At 73.5% G+C, this 25,917-nt stretch carries 25 protein-coding genes, 1 pseudogene and 1 riboswitch; of the genes and pseudogenes, 10 read left to right on the top strand and 16 right to left on the bottom strand.

The genetic code is table 11. The annotated features are described in order from the left end of the window. Positions 1 to 135: 135 nt before the first annotated feature. The 9 genes from CRP52_RS28205 to CRP52_RS28165 all read right to left on the bottom strand — a co-directional run bounded on the left by CRP52_RS28205 (position 136) and on the right by CRP52_RS28165 (position 7,799). On the bottom strand, positions 136 to 1,182 hold the full coding sequence (locus tag CRP52_RS28205; RefSeq protein ID WP_097238960.1) for a hemolysin family protein: 1,047 nt from the start codon (positions 1,180 to 1,182) through the stop codon (positions 136 to 138). Beyond that, entirely contained in the window at positions 1,179 to 2,522 is a 1,344-nt protein-coding gene (locus tag CRP52_RS28200) for a hemolysin family protein (protein WP_097238959.1), read from the bottom strand. The genes CRP52_RS28205 and CRP52_RS28200 overlap by 4 nt, the downstream gene beginning before the upstream one ends. Positions 2,523 to 2,826: 304 nt before the next feature. Then, complete coding sequence (locus tag CRP52_RS28195) at positions 2,827 to 3,267, bottom strand: PH domain-containing protein (protein WP_097238958.1); 441 nt, start codon at positions 3,265 to 3,267, stop codon at positions 2,827 to 2,829. A 117-nt stretch (positions 3,268 to 3,384) separates the two neighbouring features. Continuing rightward, positions 3,385 to 4,233, bottom strand: coding sequence for an ATP phosphoribosyltransferase (gene hisG, locus CRP52_RS28190; protein WP_097238957.1), 849 nt, complete (start codon positions 4,231 to 4,233; stop codon positions 3,385 to 3,387). Between the two features lie 52 nt (positions 4,234 to 4,285). Continuing rightward, positions 4,286 to 4,558, bottom strand: coding sequence for a phosphoribosyl-ATP diphosphatase (locus CRP52_RS28185; protein ID WP_097238956.1), 273 nt, complete (start codon positions 4,556 to 4,558; stop codon positions 4,286 to 4,288). 112 nt (positions 4,559 to 4,670) lie between these two features. Then, complete coding sequence (gene ribH / locus CRP52_RS28180; protein WP_097238955.1) at positions 4,671 to 5,144, bottom strand: 6,7-dimethyl-8-ribityllumazine synthase; 474 nt, start codon at positions 5,142 to 5,144, stop codon at positions 4,671 to 4,673. A gap of 32 nt (positions 5,145 to 5,176) precedes the next feature. Continuing rightward, a complete protein-coding gene (locus CRP52_RS28175; protein ID WP_097238954.1) occupies positions 5,177 to 6,448 on the bottom strand; it encodes a bifunctional 3,4-dihydroxy-2-butanone-4-phosphate synthase/GTP cyclohydrolase II in 1,272 nt (423 codons plus the stop codon). Continuing rightward, complete coding sequence (locus tag CRP52_RS28170) at positions 6,445 to 7,032, bottom strand: nicotinamide mononucleotide transporter family protein (protein WP_097240394.1); 588 nt, start codon at positions 7,030 to 7,032, stop codon at positions 6,445 to 6,447. The genes CRP52_RS28175 and CRP52_RS28170 overlap by 4 nt, the downstream gene beginning before the upstream one ends. A 56-nt stretch (positions 7,033 to 7,088) precedes the next feature. Then, a complete protein-coding gene (locus tag CRP52_RS28165; protein WP_097238953.1) occupies positions 7,089 to 7,799 on the bottom strand; it encodes a riboflavin synthase in 711 nt (236 codons plus the stop codon). A 218-nt stretch (positions 7,800 to 8,017) separates the two neighbouring features. Further along, a riboswitch (FMN riboswitch) is annotated at positions 8,018 to 8,145 on the bottom strand. 296 nt (positions 8,146 to 8,441) lie between these two features. Between CRP52_RS28165 and CRP52_RS28160 the strand changes: the two genes are divergently transcribed. After that, positions 8,442 to 8,690, top strand: a complete 249-nt coding sequence (locus tag CRP52_RS28160; RefSeq protein ID WP_097238952.1) for an SCO4226 family nickel-binding protein — start codon at positions 8,442 to 8,444, stop codon at positions 8,688 to 8,690. Between the two features lie 212 nt (positions 8,691 to 8,902). On the opposite strand, the gene CRP52_RS28155 is transcribed toward CRP52_RS28160, so the two are convergent. Next, the gene (locus tag CRP52_RS28155) at positions 8,903 to 9,217 is read right to left on the bottom strand and encodes an antibiotic biosynthesis monooxygenase family protein (protein ID WP_179852946.1); all 315 of its coding nucleotides are present in this window, start codon (positions 9,215 to 9,217) and stop codon (positions 8,903 to 8,905) included. A gap of 178 nt (positions 9,218 to 9,395) precedes the next feature. Between CRP52_RS28155 and CRP52_RS28150 the strand changes: the two genes are divergently transcribed. Further along, the gene (locus CRP52_RS28150) at positions 9,396 to 10,091 is read left to right on the top strand and encodes an MSMEG_1061 family FMN-dependent PPOX-type flavoprotein (protein WP_097238950.1); all 696 of its coding nucleotides are present in this window, start codon (positions 9,396 to 9,398) and stop codon (positions 10,089 to 10,091) included. 97 nt (positions 10,092 to 10,188) lie between these two features. On the opposite strand, the pseudogene CRP52_RS40910 reads toward CRP52_RS28150, so the two are convergent. Beyond that, positions 10,189 to 10,338 (bottom strand): annotated as a pseudogene (locus CRP52_RS40910) (YegP family protein); the annotation flags it as partial. Between the two features lie 207 nt (positions 10,339 to 10,545). On the opposite strand from CRP52_RS40910, the gene CRP52_RS28140 reads away from it, so the two are divergent. From CRP52_RS28140 to CRP52_RS28125, 5 genes are all read left to right on the top strand, one after another. Continuing rightward, entirely contained in the window at positions 10,546 to 10,959 is a 414-nt protein-coding gene (locus tag CRP52_RS28140; protein ID WP_097238949.1) for an HIT family protein, read from the top strand. A 150-nt stretch (positions 10,960 to 11,109) separates the two neighbouring features. Next, entirely contained in the window at positions 11,110 to 12,216 is a 1,107-nt protein-coding gene (locus tag CRP52_RS28135) for a serine hydrolase domain-containing protein (protein ID WP_179852945.1), read from the top strand. Between the two features lie 23 nt (positions 12,217 to 12,239). Beyond that, a complete protein-coding gene (locus CRP52_RS38540; protein WP_179852944.1) occupies positions 12,240 to 12,407 on the top strand; it encodes a hypothetical protein in 168 nt (55 codons plus the stop codon). 208 nt (positions 12,408 to 12,615) lie between these two features. Continuing rightward, on the top strand, positions 12,616 to 16,341 hold the full coding sequence (locus CRP52_RS28130) for a SpoIIE family protein phosphatase (RefSeq protein WP_179852943.1): 3,726 nt from the start codon (positions 12,616 to 12,618) through the stop codon (positions 16,339 to 16,341). A gap of 113 nt (positions 16,342 to 16,454) precedes the next feature. After that, positions 16,455 to 16,859, top strand: a complete 405-nt coding sequence (locus tag CRP52_RS28125; RefSeq protein WP_097238946.1) for a nuclear transport factor 2 family protein — start codon at positions 16,455 to 16,457, stop codon at positions 16,857 to 16,859. Between the two features lie 56 nt (positions 16,860 to 16,915). Here CRP52_RS28125 and CRP52_RS28120 read toward each other — a convergent pair whose 3' ends face one another. The 4 genes from CRP52_RS28120 to CRP52_RS28105 form a co-directional block, all read right to left on the bottom strand. Further along, positions 16,916 to 18,007, bottom strand: coding sequence for an S-adenosylmethionine:tRNA ribosyltransferase-isomerase (locus CRP52_RS28120; protein WP_097238945.1), 1,092 nt, complete (start codon positions 18,005 to 18,007; stop codon positions 16,916 to 16,918). Next, positions 18,004 to 18,858, bottom strand: a complete 855-nt coding sequence (locus CRP52_RS28115) for an SDR family oxidoreductase (RefSeq protein WP_097238944.1) — start codon at positions 18,856 to 18,858, stop codon at positions 18,004 to 18,006. The genes CRP52_RS28120 and CRP52_RS28115 overlap by 4 nt, the downstream gene beginning before the upstream one ends. Before the next feature lie 205 nt (positions 18,859 to 19,063). Then, positions 19,064 to 20,314 carry an IS701 family transposase gene (locus tag CRP52_RS28110; protein WP_179852681.1) on the bottom strand — a complete coding sequence of 417 codons (1,251 nt, stop codon included), beginning with the start codon at positions 20,312 to 20,314 and terminating at the stop codon, positions 19,064 to 19,066. A gap of 80 nt (positions 20,315 to 20,394) precedes the next feature. Then, positions 20,395 to 21,357 carry a pseudouridine synthase gene (locus tag CRP52_RS28105; RefSeq protein ID WP_097238943.1) on the bottom strand — a complete coding sequence of 321 codons (963 nt, stop codon included), beginning with the start codon at positions 21,355 to 21,357 and terminating at the stop codon, positions 20,395 to 20,397. A gap of 207 nt (positions 21,358 to 21,564) precedes the next feature. Between CRP52_RS28105 and CRP52_RS28100 the strand changes: the two genes are divergently transcribed. The 3 genes from CRP52_RS28100 to CRP52_RS40635 all read left to right on the top strand — a co-directional run bounded on the left by CRP52_RS28100 (position 21,565) and on the right by CRP52_RS40635 (position 24,360). Then, the gene (locus CRP52_RS28100) at positions 21,565 to 22,653 is read left to right on the top strand and encodes a PP2C family protein-serine/threonine phosphatase (protein WP_257032890.1); all 1,089 of its coding nucleotides are present in this window, start codon (positions 21,565 to 21,567) and stop codon (positions 22,651 to 22,653) included. Between the two features lie 144 nt (positions 22,654 to 22,797). After that, on the top strand, positions 22,798 to 23,190 hold the full coding sequence (locus CRP52_RS28095; RefSeq protein ID WP_097238942.1) for a DUF3224 domain-containing protein: 393 nt from the start codon (positions 22,798 to 22,800) through the stop codon (positions 23,188 to 23,190). 102 nt (positions 23,191 to 23,292) lie between these two features. Next, positions 23,293 to 24,360 carry a DUF5995 family protein gene (locus CRP52_RS40635; protein WP_306458895.1) on the top strand — a complete coding sequence of 356 codons (1,068 nt, stop codon included), beginning with the start codon at positions 23,293 to 23,295 and terminating at the stop codon, positions 24,358 to 24,360. Here the strand turns inward: CRP52_RS40635 and CRP52_RS28085 are convergent. Further along, complete coding sequence (locus CRP52_RS28085) at positions 24,321 to 25,760, bottom strand: GuaB1 family IMP dehydrogenase-related protein (protein WP_097238941.1); 1,440 nt, start codon at positions 25,758 to 25,760, stop codon at positions 24,321 to 24,323. The two genes, CRP52_RS40635 and CRP52_RS28085, sit on opposite strands and share 40 nt — an antisense overlap. Positions 25,761 to 25,917 lie beyond the last annotated feature (157 nt).

The following is a 25,917-nucleotide window of genomic DNA, read 5'->3' as shown; positions in this document are numbered from 1 at the left end:
TCCTCCGAGGGCGGCCGGCATGGAACGGCTGCATGCTCTGGGCAGAATCGCCGGGAGCGGACACGCCCTCGGCGAACGCGGGAACCCCGTGGTGCGAACGCGGGAACCGGAGGCGCCGGGACGGGGACGGGAGACCTACGCGGTCGCGCGGTGGTCGGGGTCGTGCATCTCCCCGATCAGCTCCTCCAGGACGTCCTCCAGCATGACCACGCCGAGCGTGCGCCCGTCCTGGTCCAGCACGGCAGCCAGGTGGCAGGCGGCGCGGCGCATCGCGCCGAGCGCGTCGTCCAGCGGGAGGCCGCCGCGCAGCACCGTGATCGGCCGCCAGAGGCGGGCCGGGACCGGGGCCGAGGGCTCCTCCACGTCGAGGAGGTCCTTGAGGTGGACGTAGCCGAGGTAGCCGTGGCCGGCCGGGTCGCCGTCGGTGACCGGGAAGCGCGAGAAGCCGGTGCGCAGGGCGAGCTCCTCGATCTCGGCGGCGGTCGCCTTGGTGTCCACGGTGACCAGCTGTTCGGGCTTGAGCAGCACCTCGGTGACCGGGCGGTGGCCCAGCTCCAGGGCGTCCTCCAGGCGCTCCTGGCGGTCCTCGTCGAGCAGGCCGGCGTCCCGGGAGTCGACCAGCAGGTACATCAGCTGCTCGGTGGTGAAGACCGACTCGACCTCGTCCTTGGCGTCGACCCGGAACAGCCTGAGTACGCCGTTGGCGAAGGCGTTCAGCACCCGGATGACCGGGGCCAGCCAGCGGGCCAGCCGGTCCAGCGGCGGGCCGAGCCAGAGCGCGGCCTTCTCCGGGCCGGCCATGGCCATGTTCTTCGGCACCATCTCGCCCATCACCATGTGCAGGAAGACCACGAGGGCGAGCGAGATCCCGTACGAGAGCGGGTGCATCAGGCCGGACGGGATCCCGATCGCGTGGAACGGGTCCTCCAGCAGGGAGGCGATGGTCGGCTCGGCGAGGGCACCGAGGCCCAGCGAGCAGACGGTGATGCCGAGCTGGGCGGCGGCCAGCATCGCGGAGACGTTGGACAGCGCGTGCAGGACCGTGCGGGCGCGCTTGTGCCCGGCCTCGGCGAGCGGTTCGATCTGGCTGCGGCGCACCGACACGACGGCGAACTCGGCGCCGACGAAGAAGGCGTTGCCCAGCAGGAGCAGGAGGGCGACGGCGAGTTGGAGGGCGATCATCGGACGGCCTCCTCGTCCTCGCCGAACACGGCGGGTGCGACGGTGCGCTCCACCCGGACCTGGCTGGTGCGGTGGCGGTCGACACTGGTCACGGTGAGCCGCCAGCCGGGCAGCTCGGCGTGCTCGCCGACCTCGGGGAGCTTGCCGAGCAGGTCGGCGAGCAGGCCGGCCAGCGTCTCGTACGGGCCGTCCGGGGCGTTCAGGCCGATCTGCTCCAGCTGGTCGATCCGGGTGCGGCCGTCGGCCTCCCAGACCGGCAGGCCGTCGACGGCCGGCAGCCGGAACAGTTCGGGGTGGTCGTCCGGGTCGTGCTCGTCCTGCACCTCGCCGACGATCTCCTCGACGATGTCCTCGACGGTGACGACGCCGGCGGTGCCGCCGTACTCGTCGACCACGATGGCCATCGGCTGGAGGCGGCGCAGCCGTTCGAGCAGCCGCTCGGCGGGCAGGGTCTCGGGCACCAGCAGCGGCGGCGAGGAGAGCTCGCCGACGCGGACCAGGCCGCGCCGGGCGGCCGGAACGGCGAGGGCGTCCTTGAGCGTGACGATGCCGGTGACCTCGTCCAGGCTGTCGGCGTACACCGGGAAGCGGGACAGGCCGGTGGCCCGGGTCAGGTTGAGCACGTCGGAGGCGGTGGCGTCGCGCTGGAGCGCGGCCACGTCGACCCGCGGGGTCATCACGGACTCGGCGGTCAGCTCGCTCAGGCCCAGGGTGCGGACGAACAGGGTCGCCGACTCCTCGTCGATCGCGCCGGCCTTGGCCGAGTGCCGGGCCAGCGAGACCAGCTCGGCCGGGGTGCGGGCGTGGCCCAGCTCCTCCTGCGGCTCGATGCCGAAGGCCCGTACGGTGCGGTCGGCGGCGCCGTTGAGGAAGCTGATCAGCGGGCGGCAGGCGAAGGAGAACGCCATGTGCGGGGCCGCGACCGCGCGGGCCACCTGGAGCGGGCGGGAGATCGCCCAGTTCTTGGGCACGAGCTCGCCGATCACCATCTGGACGACGGTGGCCAGCACCATGCCGACGACCACGGCGACGCCGCGGGCGGCCGAGTCGGGCACGCCGAGGCCGGACATCACGGGTGCGAGCAGGGTCGACAGGGCCGGCTCGGCGAGCATGCCGACCACCAGCGAGGTGACGGTGATGCCGAGCTGGGCGCCGGAGAGCTCGAACGAGAGGTGCCGCACGGCCCGGGCGACGCGGGCGGACTTGGCGTCGCCCGCCTCGGCGGAACGTTCCACCGCCCCGCGCTCGACGGTCACGAAGGCGAACTCGGCGGCCACGAACAGGCCGTTGGCGAGGATCAGGAGAACGGCTGCGAACAACAGCAGCCAGGCGGTGATCACAGTGCCGCCTGCCTTCCGTGGATCGGAAGTGAGGCGGCGCAGGTACTACCGGACGGATCGTCCATCGAGGGGGAGAGTCACTCCTCAGGTCGGTGCGGGGACGCATCCGCGGTCGCTGCCGGAGGCCGCGTCGCGGTCGCGTCGGGGTCGCGCGTCGGAGCAGGGCGAACTTTGCCCTGCTTTTACCAGCGTAGACCATACCCAGGCGGAGGCAGGAAGCGTGTTCGGACTCAGGGCGGGAAGGGTGCCAGGACCCACCGGGGCCCGGAACCGCAGGTCGGGGCTCCGGAGCCGCGGCCCGTCCTCAGACCTTCGCGTGGTGCTCGACCAGGTCGCGCAGGGCGCGGGCGTCCGCGATCGCCTGCGCCTTGCCGACACCGGACTGGATGCCGACCGCGGCGAGCGAGGTGCCGTCGGCGAGGTCGAGGGTGGCCCACGGGTCGCCCTGGCGGAAGTTGACCCGGACGATCTCGGCCCAGGCGAGCCGGCGCTTGCGGACGAAGTTGACCACCGTCACGCCGTCCCGGTCGGCGCTGACCCGGGGGCGGGCCAGCATCAGGCCGACGGCGGCGAACAGCACGCCGCTGCCCGTCATCATGATCCGGTCGTTGAGCTGCCAGTTCTCCGGGAGCAGCACGGCCAGCACGGCGAACAGCGCCACCAGCACGACGCAGACCGGCAGCAGCACGGCGCGGGTGCGGCGCGGCGCCCAGGTGACGGGGAACTCGACGGGCGGCGTGGACACGTGGGGTCTCCGATGGGGTGGTTCCAGGCGAAGGGCGGGGACGCCGTCCGGCGTCCCCGCCCCATTCAACCCTTGCTTAACTGCGCGACGACGACCGGCCGGGCCGGAGTGCGCAGGTCAGAGGCGGCAGGCGTGGATGTTGGTGACCAGGATGGCCCGGGCGCCGATGCCCCACAGGTCGTCCATGATCCGCTGGGCCTCCTTGCGGAGCACCATCGCGCGGACCGCGACCCAGCCCTCGGTGTGCAGCGGCGAGACGGTCGGCGACTCCAGGCCGGGGGTGAGCGCCACGGCGGCGCCGACGCTCTCGGCGCGGATGTCGTAGTCCATCAGCACGTAGCGGCGGGCCACCAGCACGCCCTGGAGGCGGCGCAGGAACTGCTCCACCCGTGCGTCCTCGCCCGCGCCCTTGGGGCGGATCACCACGGCGTCCGAGATCAGGATCGGGTCGCCGAAGACCTCCAGGCCCGCGTTGCGCAGGCTGGTGCCGGTCTCCACGACGTCGGCGATCACGTCGGCCACACCCAGCTGCACCGCGGTCTCGACCGCGCCGTCCAGCTTGGTGACCGTCGCCTTCACGCCGTGGTCGGCCAGGTGCTGCTCGACCAGGCCGGTGTAGGAGGTCGCGATCCGCAGGCCCTCCAGGCCCTTGACGTCCTCCACGGCGACGCCCTCGGGGCGGGCGAAGCGGAAGGTCGACCCGGCGAAGCCGAGGGCGAGCACCTCCTCGGCGTTGGAGTGCGAGTCCAGCAGGAGGTCGCGGCCGGTGATGCCGACGTCCAGCCGGCCGGAGCCGACGTAGACGGCGATGTCGCGCGGGCGCAGGAAGAAGAACTCGACCTCGTTGTTCGGGTCGACGAGGACGAGCTCCTTCGGGTCCTTCCGCTGGCGGTAGCCGGCCTCATGGAGCATCTCCGCCGCGGGACCCGAGAGAGAACCCTTGTTGGGGACGGCGATGCGCAGCATGTGAGGTTGCTTCCTTACCTGTTGGGAGGGGTGTGCTCGGGGAGCTTGTCGGTCAGAGGTACTTGTAGACGTCGTCGAGCGTCAGTCCACGGGCGATCATCATCACCTGAAGGTGGTAGAGGAGCTGCGAGATCTCCTCCGCCGTCTGCTCGTCCGACTGGAACTCGGCGGCCATCCAGACCTCGGCGGCCTCCTCGACGACCTTCTTGCCGATCGCATGGACGCCCTGCTGGACGAGCTGCGCGGTACGGGAGGACGAGGGGTCGCCGGTGGCGGCCTTCTGCTGGAGCTCGGCGAAGAGCTCCTCGAATGTCTTCGAAGCCATGATGGGGCCACCTTACGGCGTGCGGGCGGACGGACGGTAAACGGTCCCGGACCGTGGACAGTCCGGTGGACGTCCACGGTCCGGGACCGCTCCGGCGCCGTACGGGCTGTGGTCAGAGCGCGGCGCGCAGCACCGCGGCGGTGGCGACGGCGGCGGTGACCGCCTCGTGGCCCTTGTCCTCGGCGGAGCCGGGCAGGCCGGCGCGGTCGAGCGCCTGCTCCTCGTTGTCGCAGGTCAGCACGCCGAAGCCGACCGGGACGCCGGTGTCGACGCTGACCTGGGTGAGGCCCGCGGTGGCCGCCTGGCAGACGTAGTCGAAGTGCGGGGTGCCGCCGCGGATCACCACGCCGAGCGCCACCACGGCGTCGTAGCCGCCCTCGGCGAGGCGCTTGGCGGCGACCGGCAGCTCGAAGGTGCCGGGGACGCGCAGCACCGTCGGCTCGGCGATGCCCAGCTCCTTGAGCGCGCGGTGGGCGCCGTCCAGCAGGCCGTTCATCACCGTGTCGTGCCACTGGGCGGCGACGACGGCGACCTTCAGGTCGGCGGCGCCGTCGATGGTCAGCTCGGGGGCTCCGTGGCCGCTCATGTCTTCCTGCTTCCTGTGGTTGGTGGGGTACTTCAGGAGCCGAGGCCGGGCAGGTCGTGGCCCATCCGGTCGCGCTTGGTGCGCAGGTAGCGCAGGTTGTGCTCGCCCGGCGCGATCTCGACGGCCTCTCGCCCCTTGACCTTGAGGCCGTGCTCGGTGAGCGCGGTCAGCTTCTGCGGGTTGTTGGTGAGCAGGGTGAGCGAGCGGATGCCGAGGTCCACCAGCATCTGCGCCGCGATGCTGTAGTCGCGGGCGTCGGCGGGCAGGCCCAGGTCCAGATTGGCCTCGACGGTGTCGCGGCCCTGCTCCTGCAGCTCGTACGCGCGCAGCTTGTGGGCCAGGCCGATCCCCCGGCCCTCGTGGCCGCGCAGGTAGAGCACCACGCCGCGGCCGGCCTCGGCGACCCGCCGCAGCGAGGCCTCCAGCTGCGGGCCGCAGTCGCAGCGCAGCGAGCCGAAGACGTCACCGGTCAGGCACTCGGAGTGGACCCGCACCAGGACGTCCTCGCCGTCCGGCAGCCGCCCGTCGGCCGCCAGGCCGCCGGCCACCAGCGCGATGTGCTCGACGCCGTCGATGGTGCCCTTGTAGCCGACGGCGGTGAACTCGCCGTACGCGGTGGGCAGGGCGGTGACGGCGGCGCGGTCGACGTGCAGCTCGGTGCGGCGGCGGTAGGCGATCAGTTCCTCGATGGAGATGATCGCGAGGCCGTGCTCGCGGGCGAAGACGACCAGCTCGGGCAGCCGGGCCATGGAACCGTCGTCGTTGACCACCTCGGCGATCGCGCCGGCCGGTGCCAGCCCGGCGAGCCGGGCCAGGTCGACGGCGGCCTCGGTGTGGCCGGGGCGCACCAGCACGCCGCCCTCGACGGCACGCAGCGGGAAGACGTGCCCGGGGCGGGTGAGGTCGCCGGGCTCGGTGCCGGGCGAGGAGAGCAGCCGCACGGTGCGGGCGCGGTCGGCGGCCGAGATGCCGGTGTCCACCCCCTCGCGGGCGTCCACCGAGACGGTGTACGCGGTGCCCTTGCGGTCCTCGTTGACCTGCGTCATCGGCGGGAGCTTGAGCCGGTCCAGCTCCTCGCCGGTCATCGGGGCGCAGATCACGCCGGAGCTGTAGCGGATGGTGAAGGCCATCAGCTCCGGGGTGGCGGCGGAGGCGGCGAAGACGATGTCGCCCTCGTTCTCGCGGTCCTCGTCGTCGACCACGATCACCGCGCGGCCGAGGGCGATGTCGGCGATCGCCCGCTCGACCGGGTCGAGGACGAGCTCGACCTCGGTGGTGCCCTTGCCGGACTGGTTCTCGGTCATGCCGTGACTCCCTGCGGGACGGTGGCGGACTTGACGCGCGGCTCGCGGGTGCTCAGCCACCAGGAACGCAGGCCGAGCAGCACCAGGACGAAGTAGACGGAGTAGGTGAGGCCGGAGAAGGTGTAGCCGCTGTTGAAGGCGAGCGGGACGCCGACGACGTCGACCGCGATCCAGGCGAACCAGAACTCCAGCCAACCGCGGGCCTGGGCGACCATCGCGGCCAGCGTGCCGACGAAGATGTACGCGTCCGACCAGGGGCTCCACGACAGGTTGGGGAAGGACGTGAAGAGCAGGGCGAGCGCGACCGTTCCGACCGCGGTGCCAACCACCAGCGCGATCCGCTCCGGCCAGTTGGCGAACCGCACGGCGATGGTGCCGCTGTCCCGGCGACCCCGCCGCCACTGCGCCCAGCCCCAGGAGGCAGTGGCGATGACGATCAGCTGCTTGCCGATCAGGCCGGGGACGTGGCCCCCGAGGTAGGCGGTGATCAGCACCGCGCCGGACAGCAGCTGGACCGGCCAGCTCCAGACCGAGCGGCGCCAGCCGAGCGCCAGGCCGGCGAAGCCGAGCAGGTTGCCGAACATGTCGGCCCACTTCACGTGTTCGCCGAGGACGGTGAACGCCTCTCCGCTGAGCCAGCTCACTTGGACTCCCCCGGGGTCTCGTCGGTCGACAGGGTGGTGCTGTCGGGCAGGTTCGGCAGGGCCTGCAGGTTGGGCAGGGTGCGGGATTCGAGCAGGCGCTCCACGTACTTGGCGAGCACGTCCACCTCCAGGTTGACGCTCTCGCCGACGGCCTTGGCGCCGAGCGTGGTCAGCGCGAGGGTGGCCGGGATGAGGCTGACGGTGAAGCTGTCCCGGGCAGCCTCCACCACGGTGAGGCTGACGCCGTCGACGGTGATCGAGCCCTTCTCCACCAGGTAGCGGGAGATGGTCTCGGGCAGCGAGAACCGCAGTACCTCCCAGCGCAGTTCGCCGTCGGCGTCGCGCTCGCCGGGCTCGCGGCTCAACAGCCGCCCGGTGGCATCGACATGGCCCTGGACGAGGTGGCCGCCGAGCCGGGCGCCGAGCGCCATGGCGCGCTCCAGGTTGACCCGGGAGCCGGGCTTCAGCTCGCCGAGGCTGGAGCGGTGCAGCGTCTCGGCCATCACGTCGGCACTGAACTCGCCGGTGCGCTCGGCCAGTTCGGCCGGGGAGTCGACGACGGTCAGGCAGACGCCGTTCACCGCGATGGAGTCGCCGTGGCCCGCGTCCGCACAGACCACCGGGCCGCGCAGTCGAATACGCGAGGAGTCGCCGATCTCCTCGATCGACACGACCTCGCCGAGCTCTTCGATGATGCCGGTGAACACCCGGGTTCTCCTCGCGCTTGGGGCGCGGACTCCGGGGCGGCAGAAGGGAGATGACACGGACGGGCAACGGTGCACGAGCCGCCGGCACCACCCGTCGCCGGGGTTGCCGAGGCCGCCGGGAGATCGCTCGCCCGGCCCGGGAGACACCGCTCCCGCCGTCCACCTGACCGTGGTCCGGTCCGGTAACGATGGACCACGGGTACTGCTCTTCGTCCGCCCGCGCACGCCTCCCATCCGGACTTTAACCGTCGGTCCAGGAATTTCACCTGGTCAACCGGCCGCTGGCTGCGGACGGGTCGCGGACTGTAACCGCCGGTTCGGATTTTCACCGACCCCGGAGTGCGCTGAACGTCACTGCTGTTGCGGTCATTCTGCCACGGCCCGCGCGAGGGCAGGGAGGGGGTTGCGCTGTGGTCTGTTTCACGGACGGGCGGGGAATGCGCGGCGGGGGTGCTCCGGGCCGTCGCCGGATCCGGCGCTTCGGGGCGGTCCGCAGTGGTCCGCGACGGTTCGCGGTGGTTCGCGGTGGTTCGCGGTGGTTCGCAGTGATCGCGGCGGTTCGGTGGCGGAGGCGGCCGGAGGGGGCGAGGCTGGGTGATGGGGTCCTGCCGGTGACGCACCGAAGCTACGGAGGCGAGGGCGATGGCGAAGTTCATGGACGTCCACCACGGGATGGCCGGAATCACGGCGGACCAGCTCAGGCAGGCCCACGCTGCCGACCTGGCGATCCAGGGCGAGGAGGGCGTCCACTTCGAGCAGGCGTGGGCGGACCCGGAGTCGGGCACGGTGTACTGCCTCTCCGACGCGCCCTCCAAGGAGGCCGTGCAGCGGGTGCACAGCCGTACCGGGCACCCGGCGGACGAGATCCATCCGGTGCCGCTGACGGCCTGAGCCCGCGAGGACGGCGCCCGGCACAGCACGGCGCGAGAAGGTGCGCGGCGCTCGACACAGCACGGCGCGAGAAGGTGCGCGGCGCTCGACACAGCACGGCGCGAGAAGGTGCGCGGCGCTCGACACAGCACGGCGCGAGAAGGTGCGCGGCGCGCGGATGTTGCGCGGCGCGGATGTTGCGCGCCGTGGATGTTGCGCGCCGCGGACGATGCTCAGAGCGTCGCGGGGGTGGCGATCTGCAGGAAGTGGGTGACCTCCGGAGGGTGGGCGAGGTAGCTCAGCTCGCCCTCCGACCAGACCGGCCGGATCCGCCACATCGGCCCGGCGTAGCCGCGCAGGGCCGCCTCGTCGCGCCAGCGGCTCACCACCAGTACGCGGCGTCCGTCCTCCGTCACCGAGCGCAACAGCTCGCCGCCGAGGCAGCCGTCCGTCTGCCCCAGCTGCGGGATCACCTGGGTGGTCAGGTGCGCGCAGAACTCCTCGATGCGGCCCGCCAGGACCTGCCCGGCCCAGATTCTCACGATCACGACCACCACCTCCGCGCGGCTGGAGTCCCTGGCCCCATTATCAGCGGAAAACCGCTGGTGGCGAGGGGTGGAGCCAGGATTCGGCGAGGGGTCCCGGCGGTGGCTTCGACGCCACCCTCGGCCTCCGGGAGGCCTCACCGGCCGGGGTGCGCCGAGGGGGCTCGGTTAGATTCCCGGTATGACCACCACACCGGAAGCTGTCGTCCCGTCAAGCCTGGGTCCGGACCGGCCGGGCAGCCTGTTCGCCGCTCTCAGCGCAGGGGCCCTCACCGACCCCGCCCAACTGCGCGAGGTCTACGAGCAGCCCGGCGACCACGCGCGCCGCAAGCAGGTCGACCACCTGCACGAGGTCGCGAAGCGCCTGATCGCCTGCGCCTCCCTGGTGTTCGTCGCCAGCACCGACGCCGCCGGCCGCTGCGACGTCTCGCCGCGCGGCGGGCCGGCCGGGCTGGTCTCGGTGCTCGACGACCACACCCTGGCCCTTCCGGACGCCACCGGCAACAAGCGCCTGGACACCCTGCACAACATCCTGGAGAACGGCCGGATCGGGCTGCTCTTCGTCGTCCCGGGCCGGGACACCACGCTGCGGGTCAACGGGCGGGCCTGCGTCTCCACCGACCCGGAGCTGCTGCGGCAGCTGACCGCCGTCGGCAAGCCGCCGCGCAGCGCGATCGTGGTCGGGGTCGAGGAGGTGTACGCGCACTGCCCGAAGTCGCTCATGCGCGGGTCGGCCTGGAAGCCGGAGAACTGGCTCGCCAAGGACGCGCAGCCGAGTTCGGCGGAGGTCACGCTCTCGCACCTGCGGGACGAGTCGCTGACCATCGAGATGATCGAGCAGAACGAGCGGGAGGCACTGCTGTACCGGTACGAGTGAGCCGGCGGCGCGGCAGCGTGCCGGTGCGGGGTCGGCTGGTGGGCCCGTGCGGGGCCGGGTCGGCGGGCCGGGTCGCCCGCCGGCCGGCCCTGTGCGCTCAGGCGGCCTTGGGGAGGTCCACCACGGATGCGCCGTCGGCGGCCCGCTGGACGGCGTCGACGCCCTTGTGGGCGGCCTCCTTGCTGACGTAGCCCTGGCCGGTGGCGACGATCTCGCCGTTGCCCGCCTTGAGCCGGAACCGGTACTTGCCACCGGCGTCCTCCTAGACCTCGAACTTGCCCGACATCCGGGCCACCTCCTCGTGCGGCGCGTGACGCGCCGCTGGTCGGCCCCCTGCAGCACCGTGCGCCCGCCGGCCGGTCGGCCGCACCCGGTCGGCGGCCGGACGGGTGAAGCCGGGCCCACGGGGGTTTGCCGGGGTGCCGGGGCGGCCGCCGGTGGCTTGAATGGACGGATGGACTGCGTCTTCTGTGCGGTGGTGGCGGGCGAGGAGCCCGCGCACCTGGTGCTGGAGGACGAGGCCGCGGTCGCCTTCCTGGACCGCCGGCCGCTGTTCCCCGGGCACGTCCTGGTCGTCCCCCGCGTCCACCACCGGACGCTCGCGGACCTGCCCGCCGAGCTGGTGGGACCGTTCTTCCTGCGGGTGCAGCAGGTGGCGGCGGCCGTCGAGCGCGGGATGGGTGCGGCGGGCAGCTTCGTGGCGGCGAACAACCGGATCAGCCAGTCGGTGCCGCACCTGCACGTCCACGTGGTGCCGCGCAATCCCAAGGACGGGCTTCGCGGGTTCTTCTGGCCGCGGGGGAAGTACCCGGACGAGGCGGGCGCCGCGGAGGTCGCGGCCCGACTGCGGGCGGCGCTGGAACGGTGAACGCGTTCCGGCGGCCGTGCGTAGCAGGTGACATTCCGGGCCTACCGCGCCGGGCGCAGCGGGGCGTACTCCTGGAGGAGCATCGGAGGCAGCCGAGATTCATTGTCCCGGCTGACGATTCGGCAGGTGGGGCCGCCTAGTCTCATGGTCATGAACGAACTCGCGTGCGTCGTGCAGGAGACGGCTGACCGGCTCGCGGGCCGGCACGTCGGCGCGGTGGTCGCCGGGCTGGCCGGCGGTGCCACGGAGATCCGCGGCGTCGGACGGACCGGGCCGGGCGGCGGCCTGCCCGGGCCGGACACGCTGTTCGAAATCGGCTCCGTCACCAAGGTGTTCACCTCGCTGGTGCTGGCGCGGCTGGCGCTCGACGGCACGGTGCGGCTCGACGAGCCGCTGGCCGAGGTGCTCGCCGGGGTGCGCGACGGAGTCCGCGAGGGGGTGCGTGGCGGAGTCCGCGAGGGCCGGGCCGCCGTTCCGGGCCGGGGCCGGGAGCCGATCACGCTGCGGCACCTGGCCACGCACACCTCCGGGCTCCCCCGGCTGCCCCGGGGCATGCTGGTGAAGGCGCTGCTCAGGCCCAACGACCGGGATCCGTACGCTCGTTGCACGGCCGAGTACGTGCTGGACGGGCTCACCCGGACGAGGCTGCGGACCGCGCCCGGGCGCGGCTTCCGCTACTCCAACCTCGGCGCCGGGCTGCTCGGCCTGGCCCTCGCGCACCGCAGCGGCACCGGGTACGAGGAACTGGTGGCCCGGGAGGTCTGCGAGCCGCTGGGGCTGACGGACACCCACGTGCGGTCGGACGCGGAGCAGTCCGGGCGGCTGGCGCACGGGCACACGACGGGCGGGCGGCCGGTGCCGTACTGGGAGATGGCGGCCATACCCGGCATGGGCGCGCTCCGCTCGACCGCCGCCGACCTCGCGATACTCCTGCGGGCCCAGCTGGCCGCCGGGCGCGAGCCGGACGCGCCGCTGGCGCCCGCGATCACGCTCACCCGGGAGACCAGGCACCGGGTCAATCCCTTCGCCTGGGTCCACCTGGGCTGGCTCGGCCATCGGCTGCACACCCAGCAGGGCGGCCACCTGCAGATCTGGCACAACGGCGGCACGGGCGGCTTCCGCTCGTTCGTGGCCTTCGACCCGGAGACGCAGGTGGGGGTGGTGGTGCTGGCCAACACCCGCCGGTCGGTCGATCCGGACGGGACGGCGCTGCTGCGCCGGCTGCAGAAGGACTTCGCGGCGACGACGGCGGGCTGAGGCAGGGCGGCCTGTGCCCCGAGGTGGCCGTCGAGGGGTGGGAGGGGTGCCGGGAGGATCTGCTGGAGGCCGCCGCCGACTACGCGGCCGCCCTCCCGGAGCCCGGGCACGGCGACCTCCTGGTGCTGGGCGGGGAGCCGCTGCCGGTCGGCTGGCTGGCCGAGGAGCGGGTGTTCGTCAGGCCGCTCTGACCGTCGAGGTGCCGCCCGGGTGGTACCGGGTGCAGTCGCTGAAGGTCGAACCCGGCAGCCGGGCCCCCTTCTGCCTGGAGCGCCTGCTGCCACGGTGAGCTGCTGCTGCGGCGGTGCGTGACCTACTCCGGTGAGCGCCTGCTGCCCCGGTGCGCGGATTGCCAGGGTGAGCGGCCGCCCGGGGCCGCGTGCGAAGATGGCAGGGCTGGTGGGAACGATCTCCGGACGCCTCTGGGACGGTTCTCTGGCCATGGTGGACGACAACGCGCAGCGCGCGGAGGAGCCGCGGCAGGACGCCCTGCAGATGGTGCCGATCGCCACGGCGCTGATCGCGGCCGACGGGCGCATCCTGCACTGGAGCGGCGACGCGGAGGCACTGCTCGGTCACCGTGTGGAAGAGGCGGTGGGGGCGACGGCCGCCCAGCTGCTGACCTCCGACGACGAGCGGCCCGAGGTGCTGGAGCTGTTCCGGCAGATCCTGGAGGGCCGGCCCTGGAGCGGCGTCTTCCCGGTGCGCCACCGCGACGGGCACCTGGTCAACCTGGAGTTCCGCACCCACCCGATCCGCGGGCCCGGCGGTGAGCCGCTGGTGCTGGCCGTCGCCTCCGAGGTGACGACGCTGCGCCGGATCCAGGCGGACCTGGCCGTCCTGGACGGCTTCTTCACCCAGTCCCCGGTCGGCATGGCGGTGTACGACACCGAGTTGCGCTTCGTCCGGCTGAACGAGGCGCTGGCCCGGGCGAACGGCCTGACCGCCGAACAGCACCTGGGCCACCGGCTCACCGAGGTGCTGCCCGGGCTCAACGGCGCCGAGTCCGAGGCGGTGATGCGCGAGGTGCTGGAGAGCGGCGAGCCCGTGCTGGACACCCGCTCGCACGGCCGCACCCCGGGCGATCCGCAGCACGACCACGCCTGGTCGGCCTCGTACTTCCGGCTGGAGGACCGCAGCGGGCGGGTGCTCGGGGTGAGCGCGACGGTCATCGACATCACCGAGCGCTTCCGCGCCGACGCCCGTGCGGCCCGCGCCCAGGAACGGCTGGCCCTGCTCGTCGACGCGACCGCCTCCATCGGCACCACCCTCGACCTGCGGCAGACCGCGCGCGAGCTGGCCGACGCCATGGTGCCCAAGCTGGCCGACATCAGCGGGGTGTTCGCGCTGGAGGCGCTGGTGGCGGGCCGCAACGTCGAGCCGCCCGCGCCGGACGCCCCGCAGCTGGTGCGCCGCCTGGCGCTGGCCACCGCCGATCCGCTCTACCCGTCCGAGGCGCTGCCGGTGGACACCGTCTACGAGCTGCCGCCCGACTCCTCGTACGCCCGCGCGCTGATCACCGGGCGGACGGTGGTGGTGCCGTCCTGGGAACTGCCGGCGCTGAGCGAGGGCATCAACGAGAGCCGCCGGCAGGCCTTCCTCGGTGACCGCCCGCGCTCGGTGCGGATCACCCCGCTGGTGGCGCGCGGCACCACGCTCGGCATGGTGGTGTACTCGCGGCGCGGCGAGCGCGAGTCCTTCGCCGAGGCCGACATCACCCTCGGCGACGAGCTGGCCTCACGGGCCGCCGTCGCGATCGACAACGCCCGGCTGTACCTGCGCCAACACCAGACCGTGCTGGCCCGCCAGCAGGCGCTGCGCGAGGCGAAGGCCGCGCAGGAGCGCCTGGCGCTGGTCAACGTGGCCTCCACCCGGATCGGCACCACGCTCGATCTCGCCCAGACCGCCCAGGAGTTGGCCGAGGTGGCGACGCCCCGGCTGGCCGACACGGTGGTGGTGGAGGTGCTGGAGGAGCTGGTCCGCGGCGAACGCGAGGCCCGGGCGCCGGCGGACGGCTCGGCGCTGCTGCGGCGGATGGCCTTCCACTCGGTGCACGGCTCGACCATGCAGCCGATCGCCCGCACCGGCAACGTGCACCGCTTCCAGCCCGGTTCGCCGTACGCGTGGAGCCTGGCACACCGCAAGCCGGTGCTGGTGCCGCGGATGGACGAGCACGGGCTGGCCTGGTTCGCCGACGATCCGGTGCGCACCGCCGCCGTACGGGAGCAGAACGTGCGCTCGTTCATGGTCGTCCCGCTGATCGCGCGCGGTACGCCGGTCGGTGTCGCGGGCTTCTACCGCACCCTCGTGGAGCGCCCGTACGAGGACGACGACCTCGCGCTGGCCGGGGAGTTGGCGGTGCGGGCCGCCGTCTCGATCGACAATGCGCTGCTGTTCGGCCGCGAGCGCGACGCGGCCGCCGCCCGGCAGCGGGCGCTGGACGAGGCCTGGGCCGCCCAGCAGCGGCTGTCGCTGCTCAACGAGGCCAGCAACCGGATCGGCACCACGCTCGATCTGCACCGCACCGCCCAGGAGTTGGTGGAGGTGGTGCTCCCGCGCTTCGCCGACTTCGTCACCGTGGACCTGCGTGACGCGGTGCTCAGCGGCGAGGAGCCCGGGCCAGTCCCCGCGGAGGGCAGGGTGCTGATGCGGGCGGTGGCGGTCGGCGAGGCGGGCCCGGACGGCAGCCTGACCGGGGCCGCCGACCAGGTGGGCGAGACCGCGCAGTCCGCCCAGCTGTACGCGCAGAGCCTGCGCACCCGGCGCTCGATCCTGGTGTCCGAGGTGACCGAGGAGGAGCTGCGCCGGATCGTCGCCTCCCCCGACCGGGTCCAGCCGGGCCTGGATGCCGGGGTGCACTCGTACCTGATGGTGCCGCTGGTGGCGCGCGGACACGTGCTGGGCGGCGCCGAGTTCGTCCGTACCCACAACCCGGTGCCGTTCGGCCCGGCGGACCGCTCGCTGGCCGAGGAGCTGGCCGCCCGCACCGCGCTCGCGATCGACAACGGCCGTCTCTACCGGCGCGAGCGGGACACCGCGCTCACCCTCCAGCGCAGCCTGCTGCCGCAGGAGGTGCACCGCACCCTCGGCCTGGAGATCGCCTACCGCTACCTGCCCAGCAGCGTGGTCAGCGAGGTCGGCGGCGACTGGTTCGACGTCGTCCCGCTCTCCGCCGGGCGGGTCGCCCTGATCGTCGGGGACGTGATGGGCCACGGCATCCGCGCCGCCGCAACCATGGGCCAACTCCGTACCGCGGCACGGACGTTGATCACCCTCGACCTCGACCCGGCCCGGGTCCTGTACCGGCTCGACGAGGCCACCACGACCGTCGGCGAGGGCCAGTTCGCCACCTGCGTCTGCGTGGTGTACGACCCGGTGGACCGTCGCTGCACCGCGGCCTCCGCCGGGCACCTGCCGCCCGTGGTCGCCGACACCGAGGGGCGGGCGCACCTGGTCGAACTGCCCACCGGCGCACCCCTCGGCGTCGGCGGAGTCCCCTTCGAGAGCGCGGAGTTCACCCTCCCCGAGGAGGGCATCCTGGTGCTCTACACCGACGGGCTGGTCGAGCGCCGGAGCCGCGACCTGGACGAGGGCCTGCGGCTGCTCTGCCGTACCGTCGCCGACCGGCGCGCCTCGCTGGAACAGACCTGCGACGCCGTGCTGACCAGGCTCACCGGCCGCACCAGCGAGGACGACATCGCCGTCATCATGGCGCAGGTGCGCCCGCACGGCGCGGACCGGATCGCCACCCTGCCGCTCACCGGCGACCACGCGATGGTCGCGCACTCGCGCCGCTTCACCCGCGAGACGCTGAACGCCTGGGGGCTCGACACGCTCGCCGACTGGGCCGAACTGCTCACCAGCGAGCTGATCACCAACGCCCTGGTGCACGCCGGATCCCCCACCCAGCTACGGCTGTTCTGCAACCGGGTGCTCACCGTCGAGGTCGCCGACCAGGAGGCCGCGGCGCCCCGGATCCGCCGCGCCCGCACCGAGGACGAGGGCGGTCGCGGCATCCACCTGGTCAACGAGCTCGCGCACCGCTGGGGCAGCCGCCGGACCGCGGACGGCAAGGTGGTCTGGTTCGAGCTGGAGCTGCCCCCGGGCGGTTCGTCGGCGGCCTGAACAACCGACGGTTGTCGGACCGGCGCCACGGTTGTTGGCCCGGCGGCCCGCCCCTGCGGTTGTCTGGTGCCACGGCGGGACAGCCCCGACCGGACGGACCAGAGGAGCCCAGCGTGCAGCACCCCGACGCCCGCACCGTCGTCACCGACTACGTCACCCTGCTCGCGGCGGGCGAACTCGACGCCGCGATCGCCCTGTTCGCCGAGGACGCCACCTGGACCTACCCCGGCAGGCTCGCCCTCTCCCGCACCTGGCGCGGCAAGCAGGAGATCTTCGGCGACTTCCTGGGCCAGGTCGGCGCCCTGTTCGCCGCCGACGGCCTGCCCGCCATCACCCTCACCCACGCCCTCGCCGACGGCCCGCAGGCGGTCGCCGAGTGGACCGTCGTCGGCACGGCTGCCAACGGCGAACCGTACGAGAACCATTGCCTGGGCGTCTTCACCGTCGAGGACGGCCGGATCACCGCCGTCCGCGAGTACCTCGACACCGACCACGTCGCCCGCACCCTGCTGGCCTGACCCGCCTCCCCGGTCGGCACCCGGTCCGAGAGGTGGAGTCCGCCCGAGCGGAGAAGTCAGTCCGGCAGGAGGAGGTTGACGTCGCCGAACTCGTGCCAGAGGTAGCGCTGTCGGACGGCGGCGCGGTAGCAGGAGGTGAGCAGCGGGCGGCCGGCGACGGCGGCGAGCATCAGCAGGTGGGACGCGCGGGGCTCGTGCCAGCCGGTGAGCAGCCCGTCGACGGCACGCACGCCACGCTCGGGGGTGATGACCAACTCCGTCCAGCCGTCGGCCTCCTGGAGTGTGCCGTCCGGTCCGACCGCCGATTCCAGGGCACGGACCACGGTGGTGCCAACGGCGATCACCCGGCCGCCCCCGGCCCGGACATGGCCGGCCAACCGGGCGGTGGCGGCCGGGACATGGAAGCGTTCCGCGTACGGGGCCTCGTGCGCCTCCGGCGAGGCCACCCCGGTGTGCAGGGTGACCGGCGCGACGAGCACCCCCCGGCCGGCCAGCCTGGCCACCACCTCTGCACTGAAGGGGCGTGCGGCGCTGGGCATTTCGCTGCTGCCGGGGACGGTCGCGAAGACCGTCTGGTAGGCCTCGATCGGCCACTCCCGGTCCACGTAGCCGTACCGGATCGCCCGGCCGTGCAGCGTCAGGTACGGCAACAGCGTTGTCGGCAGGGCGAGTTCGGCGTGCCAGAGGCGGGAGGTGAAGGCCCCGGTCAGCTCCGCCGCGCCGCCCGCGGGCAGGGTGACCCGCAGGCCCGCCCGGGCCGGGGACTCCTCCGGCGGGTAGTACGCCGCCGCCTGCCCGGGCACGACGCGGCGCAACTCGACCAGATGGGCGCCGTGCCGGTCCGGTTGGGCCGAGGAGAGGTGCACCGCGACGGGCGTGCCGTCGGGCAGCCGGCCAGGCAGCGCAGCGGGCAGGGTGGCCGAGTTGTTGACCACCAGGAGGTCCCCCGGGCGCAGTACTTCGGGCAGTTCGGCGAAGCGGCGGTGCTCGACCCCGCCGGTGGCGCGGCGGCCGACCAGCATCCGGACGCCGTCCCGGGCTTCGCCGCGCGCTTCCGCCGGTGCGCGGGCGGAGAGTTCGGGCGGGACGTCGAGGTCGAGACCGAGGTCGAGGCCGAGGTCGGTGCCGAGGTCGGTGCGTGCGGTCACCGGCCACCCCGGTCCGCGGCTGCGACGGCCGGCTGCTGCTCGGCCGGGGCGGTGGGGTTCTCGGCCGGGGCTGCCAGGTCCTCGGCCCGGTAGCGGCCGGACGGGGTGCGGTCGCGGAGCAGGCCGAGCAGGAGCGGCGCCACCTGCTCGGGCAGCGGCTCGCCGGAGATGTCCTCGCCCGGGCTGGCCTCCTGGAGCATCCGGGTGCGCATCGAGCCCGGGTCGACCGCCCAGACCCGCAACTCCGGCTCCTCCCGGGCCAGGACGGCTGTGGCGAAGTCGAGCGCGGCCTTGCTGGCGCCGTAGCCTCCCCAGCCGAGGTAGGGCACCACGGCAGCGTCGGAGCTGACGTTGAGCACGGCGCCGGCGTGGGCCCGCAGTTGGGGCAGGACGAGCTGGGTGAGGGCGATCGGGGCGAGCGCGTTGACCTCGAAGGTCTCCAGCAGGTCCGGCAGCGGGTAGTCGGCCAGTCGGGGCAGCGGCTCGGAACCGGGGGCGGCGGCGCCGTTGAGCGTGCCGGCGTTGTTCACCAGCAGACTCGCCCCGCCCAGGCCCTCGGCGGCCTCGGCGAGTCGGGCGCGATGGTCGTCGTCGACGATGCTGCCGGGCAAGGCGACGACCTTGGTCACGGCGGCCAAGTCGGCCTCGGCGGCCGCGAGTTCGGCCGCGCCCCGGGCCGTGATCACCAGGTGCCAGCCCTCGGCGGCGAGAGCGTGCGCGAGGGCCAGCCCGAGGCCCCGGGAGGCGCCGGTGACCAGGGCGACTCGGGCGGTGTGCGGCGCAGCGGCGTGCGCTGCGACGGGGTGCGGCGTGGTGGGGTGCGATGCGACGGTGTGCTGTGCTGCGTTCATGCCGCAACGATGGCGCCGCCGGGGCGGGCGGCGGATCGGCCACCGGGACCGGGCCCCGGTCGGACCTTGGGCCTAGGGCGACGGACGGTCCTAGTAGGGCTTGGTCAGGTCTGTTTTCGTGTGGGTATGTCGCGGTGGCAGGTGGGGCAGGCGCCGGCCCAGGTCGCCAGAAGGATCTGGAGCTCGCGGACGACTTGGTAGAGGCTCAGGCCGGCCCCGCGTCTTTTGGGGCGGTGGCCAGTCTGCGCAGGGTGCAGAACGCGTGGGCGAGAGAGACGAGCGTGACGTGGTGATGCCAGCCGGTGAACGTGCGGCCCTCGAAGTGGGCCAGGCCGAGGGCCTGTTTCATCTCCCGGTAGTCGTGCTCGATCCGCCAGCGGAGCTTGGCCATTCGCACCAGAGTGGTCAGCGGGGTGTCGGCGGGCAGGTTCGAGAGCCAGAACTGGACCGGCTCGGCTTCCTTGGCGGGCCATTCGGCCAGCAGCCAGCACTCGGCCAGCTCCACGCCCTCGGTGGCGTCGCGGATCTCGCGTCCGGCCGGGCGGATCCGCAGCGCCACGAAGCGCGAATACATCCGCTTGAAGCCGCTCTTCGCCTTGCCTGGGCGCGACCCCTCCCGCCACGACACCGGCCTGGCCGCTTTCGGCCCGGCAGCGATGGCCAGGTCCTTCACACTGCGGGCCTTGTCCGGGTACTTCGCCACCGGCGGCCGGCCGGTGCCGCTGTAGGCGGGCGTGACGGGCCGGGCTTCGGCAGGGTGCGCGGTCGGCGTGGTGGAGATCCCCAGCACGTAGTGCAGGCCGCGTTGCTGGAGGCCGAGGCGGAAGGCCGCGGCGTCGCCGTATCCGGCGTCGGCGATGGCGAGCGGGACGTGGACACCCCAGCACCGGGTCTCGTCGATCATGTCCAGGGCCAGCTGCCACTTCTCCACGTGGCCCAGGCCTGCGGGGATGCCGCACCGGTCTCGCCGGGCGACCTTGTCCGGGTCGGCCTTCGTCGATTCGGGGTCCCAGGACGCGGGGAGGAACAGCCGCCAGTTGACCGGCGCCGAGGCGTGGTCACGGGCCAAGTGGAGCGAGACGCCCACTTGGCAGTTGGTGACCTTGCCCGCGGTTCCGGTGTACTGCCGCGACACACACGCCGACGCGTCGCCGTCCTTGAGGAACCCCGTGTCGTCGATGATCAGCGCGGTCGGATCGATGGCGTCCTGCATCCTCCAGGACAAACGGGCCCGGACATGTGCCGGATCCCAGGGGCTTGTCGTGACGAAGTGCGCGAGAGCCTGCCGGTTTCCGTCCTCCCCGAGCCGCGCGGCCATCGGCTCCACCGACTTCCGCTTGCCGTCCAGGAGCAGCCCACGCACGTACGCCTGCCCCCAACGCCGCTGGTCAGCGCGCGTGAACGCTTCGAACAACCCCGCCGTGAACGCCTCCAGGTCCTCCCGGACCTCGGCCATCTCCCCAGGTGTCACACACCAACAACGCGCCACCTACTCCCCAGGACACGCCACCACGGCACCGACCTGACCAGGCCCTACTAGGACCCGGTGCCGGTCCCTTCCTCCCAGCCGGCCGGGTCGGTCCAGGCGGCCAGGGTGCGGCGGGTCTCGAACCGGCGCTCGCGGCCGGTCAGCGGGTCGGTGAACTCGACCACCGAGGCGAGCAGTTGCAGCGGGCGGCGGAAGTCGTCCGGGGCCGGTTCGGGCAGGACCACCGGGTACACCGGGTCGCCGAGGATGGGCAGTCCGAGGCCGCTCATGTGCAGCCGCAGCTGGTGGGTGCGTCCGCTCAGCGGGCGCAGCCGGTAACGGGCGAGGCCGTCGCGGCGCTCCAGCAGGTCGATCCGGCTCTCGCTGTTCGGCGGTGCGTCCTCGACCTCCTGCGCGGCGATCACCCCGCGCTCCTTGACGATGTGGCTGCGCACGGTGCGCGGCAGGCTCAGCTCCGGGTCGTAACCCGCGATCGCCTGGTACTCCTTGCGCACCAGGCGGTCGCGGAACAGCGTCTGGTAGGCACCGCGGTCCTCGGGGCGGACGATGAACATGGCCAGGCCGGCGGTGAGCCGGTCAAGGCGGTGCGCGGGGCTGAGCGCGGGCAGGTCGAGACTGTGCCGCAGCCGGGAGAGCGCCGTCTCGGTGACGTGCTTGCCGCGCGGGGTGGTGGCCAGGAAGTGCGGCTTGTCGACGACCACCAGGTGCTCGTCGCGGTGCAGCACGACCAGCTCGAACGGGACGTGCACCTCGTCCGGGAGGTCGCGGTGGAACCACAGGTGGGCGCCGGGGCGAAACGGTTCGTCCGGGGCGATCGGGCCCTGCTCCCCGACGATCTCGCGGTCGCGCAGCGCCGCGTCGATCCGCTCGGCCGGGACGGCGGGCAGCCGGTCCACCAGGTGGTCCCGCACGGTCGGCCAGGGGCCTTCGAGCGGCAGCCGCAGGTGCACCGGGTCCACACCGTGGCGCTGCGGGAGGGGGGAGGCGGGGCGGCGGCTCTTACGTCTCATGTCCCGGCCCAGCGTAGTGCGCGCCCCGAGCGGGCCCGTGACCGAGGTACCAGGCCGGGGGCGGCCCGACGCGCCGGGGGCGGGGGCGGGCCGAGGTGCTGACCCGGGGCCGGGCGAGGAGAGTGGACCGAGGCCCTCGCTCCGCCGGGGGCCTCCGACCATCTGCCGGACACCTGTCGGATCAGCCGACGGACCACTGGAGGACGCGTGACCGCCGACGGCCCGGACGGGGTGCCGCCGCTGCACCTGCCCCGACGGACCCGGATGCTGCTGTACGGCTCACTCCTGCTGCTGGTCGCAGCCGTGGTGGCCGCGCTGGCCATCGGCCCGGGGACCACCCTGTCGCCACTGCTCGCGGTGGCCCCCGTCCTCGCCGGGGCGACCACCCGGCGGGCCCGGGTGCCGCTACTGGTCGGCGCCGCGGCGCTGCTCGCGGTCGGGCTGCTGGAGTCGGCCAACACGCAGCTGCCGGCCTCCGTGCGGATCAGCGTGCCGGTCACCGTGCTGGCCTCCACCCTGGCCAGCGCCGCCAGCGTGGTCCTGGTGGCGGCCCGCGAGCGGGAACTGTTCCAGGTCCGGACGGTGTCCGAGGCCGCGCAGCGGGCCCTGCTGCGGCCGCCTCCCGAGCGGGTCGGCCCGCTGCGGGTGGCGGTGCGCTACGTCGCGGCGGCGGCCGAGGCGCGGATCGGCGGCGACCTGTACGCGGTGGTCGACACCCGGTTCGGGGTGCGGATCCTGCTCGGCGACGTCCAGGGGCACGGGCTGCCGGCGGTGGAGACGGCGGCGGACGTGCTCGGGGTGTTCCGGGAGGCGGCGCGGACCGAGCCCGATCCCGGGCGGCTCGCGGAGCGCCTGGACGCGGCGCTCACCGCCCGCCCGGACGGGGACCGCTTCGCCACCGCGCTGCTGCTCGACGTGGCGCCGGACCGGGGGCCGGTGCGGGTGGTGAACTGCGGCCACCCGCCCCCGCTGCTGCGCCGGGCGGGCCGGGTGAGCGAGCTGGAGCCTCCGTTCTCCGCGCCGCCGCTGGGGCTGCTCGGGCTGACCGGCGACGAGTACCAGGCGCGGGCGTTCGAGCCGGAGCCGGGCGACGTGCTGCTCCTGCACACCGACGGCGTCTCGGAGGCCCGGGACGCCGGCGGGCGGTTCTACCCGCTGGCGGAGCGGCTGCCCGGACTGCACGGTGGGAGCCCGGCGGACCTGCTGGACGCGGTGCTGGCGGACGTCGGCGGCTGGGTCGGGGACTCCGGGTTGGCGGACGACGCGGCGGTGCTGGCGGTGCGCTGGGAGCCGTGACCGGGCGGCGCTGCTCCCCCGGTCGGCTCGGGCTCGATTGTCAGTGCCGTGTGCAAGGCTTCATCCGCGGTCGGCGAGGTGCCGGCCGTACGGGCGGCTGACGGCAGACGGCAGACGGCAGACGGCAGACAAGGGGACAGTGCCATGGGGAGCAGGGCGAGCGGGTCGTTCGAGGTCACGGCGTTCGAGCCGGTGGAGGCGGAGGAGCGGGAAGGCGGTGCGGCCTTCGGGCGGGTCCGGATCACCAAGGCGTTCACGGGCGGGCTGAGCGGTACGAGCGAGGTACGGATGCTGTCCGTCGCCGGCCCGAGCGGCGGCCCGGCGTCGTACGTCGCGGTGGAGCACGTGACGGGTGAACTGGACGGGCGGGAGGGCTCGTTCGTGCTCCAGCACGCGGCCTGGGACACCAGCGGCACGACGGTACGCGTGGTGCCGGGCACGGGGGCGGGCGAGCTGGCCGGGATCACCGGGGAGTTCCACCTGACCGTTGACGAGTCCGGCGCCCACACCTACGTCCTGGAGTACGAGCTGGGCTGAGGCCCGCCGCCCACTCGGGCCCGGCGTGCCGCGCCCGCCCGGCTCCGGGCCGCGCTGTCACGATGATGCGATCAGTGCACGATCGACATCGGAGGGTGACGCATGCCCGGAACGGCGATGGGTGGTCGGACGGTCACGGCCGGGATGACCGGGACGGCCGGGACTGCCCGACCGGCGAGCACGGTCGAGGAGGTGGTCGGCAGGCTGCGGGAGATCGGGGCGGGGCTGCCCCCGGCCGACGGGGTGGCGGTCTTCAACCGGCTCTACCTCGATGTGACGGAGGCCGTGCGCGACGGGCTCGGCGCCGGGTACTTCACGGATCCGCCGACGATGGCCGAGCTGGACGTGGTGTTCGCCGGGCGGTACCTGCGGGCCGTGGCCGCCGACACGGCCGGGCAGGAACCGCCCGCCTGCTGGCAGCCGCTGTTCGCGCTGCGCACCCACCCGGGCGTGCACCCGCTGCAGTTCGCCTTGGCCGGGATGAACGCCCACATCCAGCACGACCTGCCGCTCGCCGTCATCGACACCTGCCGCCGCCGGGGCTGTGCGCCGGCCGACATGGAGGAGGACTACCACCGGATCAACGAGGTGCTGGCCGCCGTGGAGACGGCCGTCCGGGAGCAGCTGATGCCCGGGCCCGACCTGCTGGAGTGCGCGGAGCCGCTCACCCACCTGCTCAGCGCCTGGTCGGTGGAGGCCGCGCGCGAGGGAGCCTGGTCTGCTGTCCGGGCGCTATGGGAGCTGCGCCACCTGCCGGGCGCGGCGCGGGCCTTCGCCACCGCACTGGACTGCTCGGTCGGGCTGCTCGGCCGCGCACTGCTGGTCCCCCTGGGGACCTCAGGGCCGCGCCACCCGTCGGGCCACCGGCCGGGCCGTCGGTCGGACCACCCGACGGACCACTGGTCGGGTGACCCGTCGGACCACTGGTCGGGTGACCCGTCGGGCCTCGCCCCCGGCGGCCCCGGCACGGCGCCGGCCGGCCGGCTCCCCGAGGCGAGGAGCCGGCCGGCCGGTGGATCCGCCGGAGCGGACGCGAGCGCCGCAGAAGCAGGCGCCGCGTCCGCGGCCCCCGCTCACGCGGGTGCTGCGGACGCGGGTGCTGCGGACGCGAGCGCCGCCGACGCGGGTGATCAGGCCCAGCTGGAGTGCAGCGGCTTGCCCTCGGCGTAGCCGGCCGCGCTCTGGATGCCCACGATCGCCTTCTCCTGGAACTCCTCCAGGCTGCTGGCGCCCGCGTAGGTGCAGGAGCTGCGCACGCCCGCGATGATCGAGTCGATCAGGTCCTCGACGCCCGGGCGGGCCGGGTCGAGGAACATCCGGGAGTGCGAGATGCCCTCCTCGAACAGCGCCTTGCGGGCCCGGTCGTACGAGGAGTCCTGGGCGGTGCGGTTGCTCACGGCGCGGGCCGAGGCCATGCCGAAGCTCTCCTTGTACTGGCGGCCGTCGGCGGCGGTCTGCAGGTCGCCCGGGGACTCGTAGGTCCCGGCGAACCAGGAGCCGATCATCACGTTGGAGGCGCCGGCGGCCAGCGCCATGGCGACGTCGCGCGGGTGCCGCACGCCGCCGTCGGCCCACACGTGCTTGCCGAGCCGGCGCGCCTCGGCGGCGCACTCCAGGACGGCGGAGAACTGCGGGCGGCCGACGCCGGTCATCATCCGGGTGGTGCACATGGCGCCGGGGCCGACGCCGACCTTGAGGATGTCGGCGCCCGCCTCGACCAGGTCGCGGACACCGGCGGCGGAGACCACGTTGCCGGCCACGATCGGGATCTGCGGGTCCAGGCCGCGCACAGCGCGCAGCGCGCTGATCATGGACTCCTGGTGGCCGTGCGCGGTGTCCACCACGAGCACGTCGGCGCCGGCCTCGATCAGGGCCTTGGCCTTGCCCGCGACGTCGCCGTTGATGCCGACGGTGGCGGCGATGCGCAGCTTGCCGTTCGCGTCCACGGCCGGGGTGTACAGGGTGGCGCGCAGCGCGCTCTTGCGGGTGAGGATGCCGACCAGGCGGCCGTCGGCGTCGACCACCGGGGCGAGCTTGCGGTGCGCCTCGGTGAGCTTGTCGAAGGCGGCCCGCGGCTCGATGCCCTCGTCCAGCAGCAGGAGGTCGCGGGACATGATGTCGGCGAGGCTGGTGAATCGGTCCACGCCCTGGCAGTCGGAGTCGGTGACGACGCCGACCGGCTTGTCGTCCTCCACCACGACGAGGGCGCCGTGCGCGCGCTTGGGCAGCAGCGAGAGCGCCTCGGCGACGGTGGCGCCCGGGGCGAGGGTGATCGGGGTGTCGTACACCAGGTGGCGCCGCTTGACCCAGGTGATGACCTCGGCGATGACCTCGGTGGGGATGTCCTGCGGGATGGCGACCAGGCCGCCGCGGCGGGCGACGGTCTCGGCCATCCGGCGGCCGGCGATGGCGGTCATGTTGGCCACGACCAGCGGGATGGTGGTGCCGGTGCCGTCGTTCGAGGAGAGGTCCACTCCCTGCCGGGAGCCCACGGCGGAACGGCTGGGGACCATGAAGACGTCGTCGTACGTCAAGTCGTACGAGGGCTTGAGGTCGTTCAGGAAGCGCATGAAGGGGGCTCTCTGGCTGGGAGAAATTACACCTCGGGTGCGGTTGCGGCGATGCCGTCGGGGCGCACTCGGGCGCCCTGCACCCAGCGTTCGATTCTCCGTGAGGGTGGGGACAAAAGCCAGTTCGAGGAACATTGCTGGGGCAGTCCACAAACCG

Source organism: Streptomyces sp. 1331.2 (assembly GCF_900199205.1).
Lineage (GTDB): Bacteria > Actinomycetota > Actinomycetes > Streptomycetales > Streptomycetaceae > Kitasatospora.
This window is presented reverse-complemented; position numbering and strand designations above follow the sequence as displayed.

What these genes read in the sequence shown, in the direction of transcription:
- CRP52_RS28205 (WP_097238960.1), bottom strand. Translation starts at nt 1,182, where the DNA reads ATGATCGCCCTCCAACTCGCCGTCGCCCTCCTGCTCCTGCTGGGCAAC.
- hisG (WP_097238957.1), bottom strand. Translation starts at nt 4,233, where the DNA reads ATGCTGCGCATCGCCGTCCCCAACAAGGGTTCTCTCTCGGGTCCCGCG.
- CRP52_RS28185 (WP_097238956.1), bottom strand. Translation starts at nt 4,558, where the DNA reads ATGGCTTCGAAGACATTCGAGGAGCTCTTCGCCGAGCTCCAGCAGAAG.
- ribH (WP_097238955.1), bottom strand. Translation starts at nt 5,144, where the DNA reads ATGAGCGGCCACGGAGCCCCCGAGCTGACCATCGACGGCGCCGCCGAC.
- CRP52_RS28175 (WP_097238954.1), bottom strand. Translation starts at nt 6,448, where the DNA reads ATGACCGAGAACCAGTCCGGCAAGGGCACCACCGAGGTCGAGCTCGTC.
- CRP52_RS28170 (WP_097240394.1), bottom strand. Translation starts at nt 7,032, where the DNA reads ATGTTCGGCAACCTGCTCGGCTTCGCCGGCCTGGCGCTCGGCTGGCGC.
- CRP52_RS28160 (WP_097238952.1), top strand. Translation starts at nt 8,442, where the DNA reads ATGGCGAAGTTCATGGACGTCCACCACGGGATGGCCGGAATCACGGCG.
- CRP52_RS28150 (WP_097238950.1), top strand. Translation starts at nt 9,396, where the DNA reads ATGACCACCACACCGGAAGCTGTCGTCCCGTCAAGCCTGGGTCCGGAC.
- CRP52_RS28140 (WP_097238949.1), top strand. Translation starts at nt 10,546, where the DNA reads ATGGACTGCGTCTTCTGTGCGGTGGTGGCGGGCGAGGAGCCCGCGCAC.
- CRP52_RS28135 (WP_179852945.1), top strand. Translation starts at nt 11,110, where the DNA reads ATGAACGAACTCGCGTGCGTCGTGCAGGAGACGGCTGACCGGCTCGCG.
- CRP52_RS28115 (WP_097238944.1), bottom strand. Translation starts at nt 18,858, where the DNA reads ATGAACGCAGCACAGCACACCGTCGCATCGCACCCCACCACGCCGCAC.
- CRP52_RS28110 (WP_179852681.1), bottom strand. Translation starts at nt 20,314, where the DNA reads ATGGCCGAGGTCCGGGAGGACCTGGAGGCGTTCACGGCGGGGTTGTTC.
- CRP52_RS28105 (WP_097238943.1), bottom strand. Translation starts at nt 21,357, where the DNA reads ATGAGACGTAAGAGCCGCCGCCCCGCCTCCCCCCTCCCGCAGCGCCAC.
- CRP52_RS28095 (WP_097238942.1), top strand. Translation starts at nt 22,798, where the DNA reads ATGGGGAGCAGGGCGAGCGGGTCGTTCGAGGTCACGGCGTTCGAGCCG.
- CRP52_RS40635 (WP_306458895.1), top strand. Translation starts at nt 23,293, where the DNA reads ATGCCCGGAACGGCGATGGGTGGTCGGACGGTCACGGCCGGGATGACC.
- CRP52_RS28085 (WP_097238941.1), bottom strand. Translation starts at nt 25,760, where the DNA reads ATGCGCTTCCTGAACGACCTCAAGCCCTCGTACGACTTGACGTACGAC.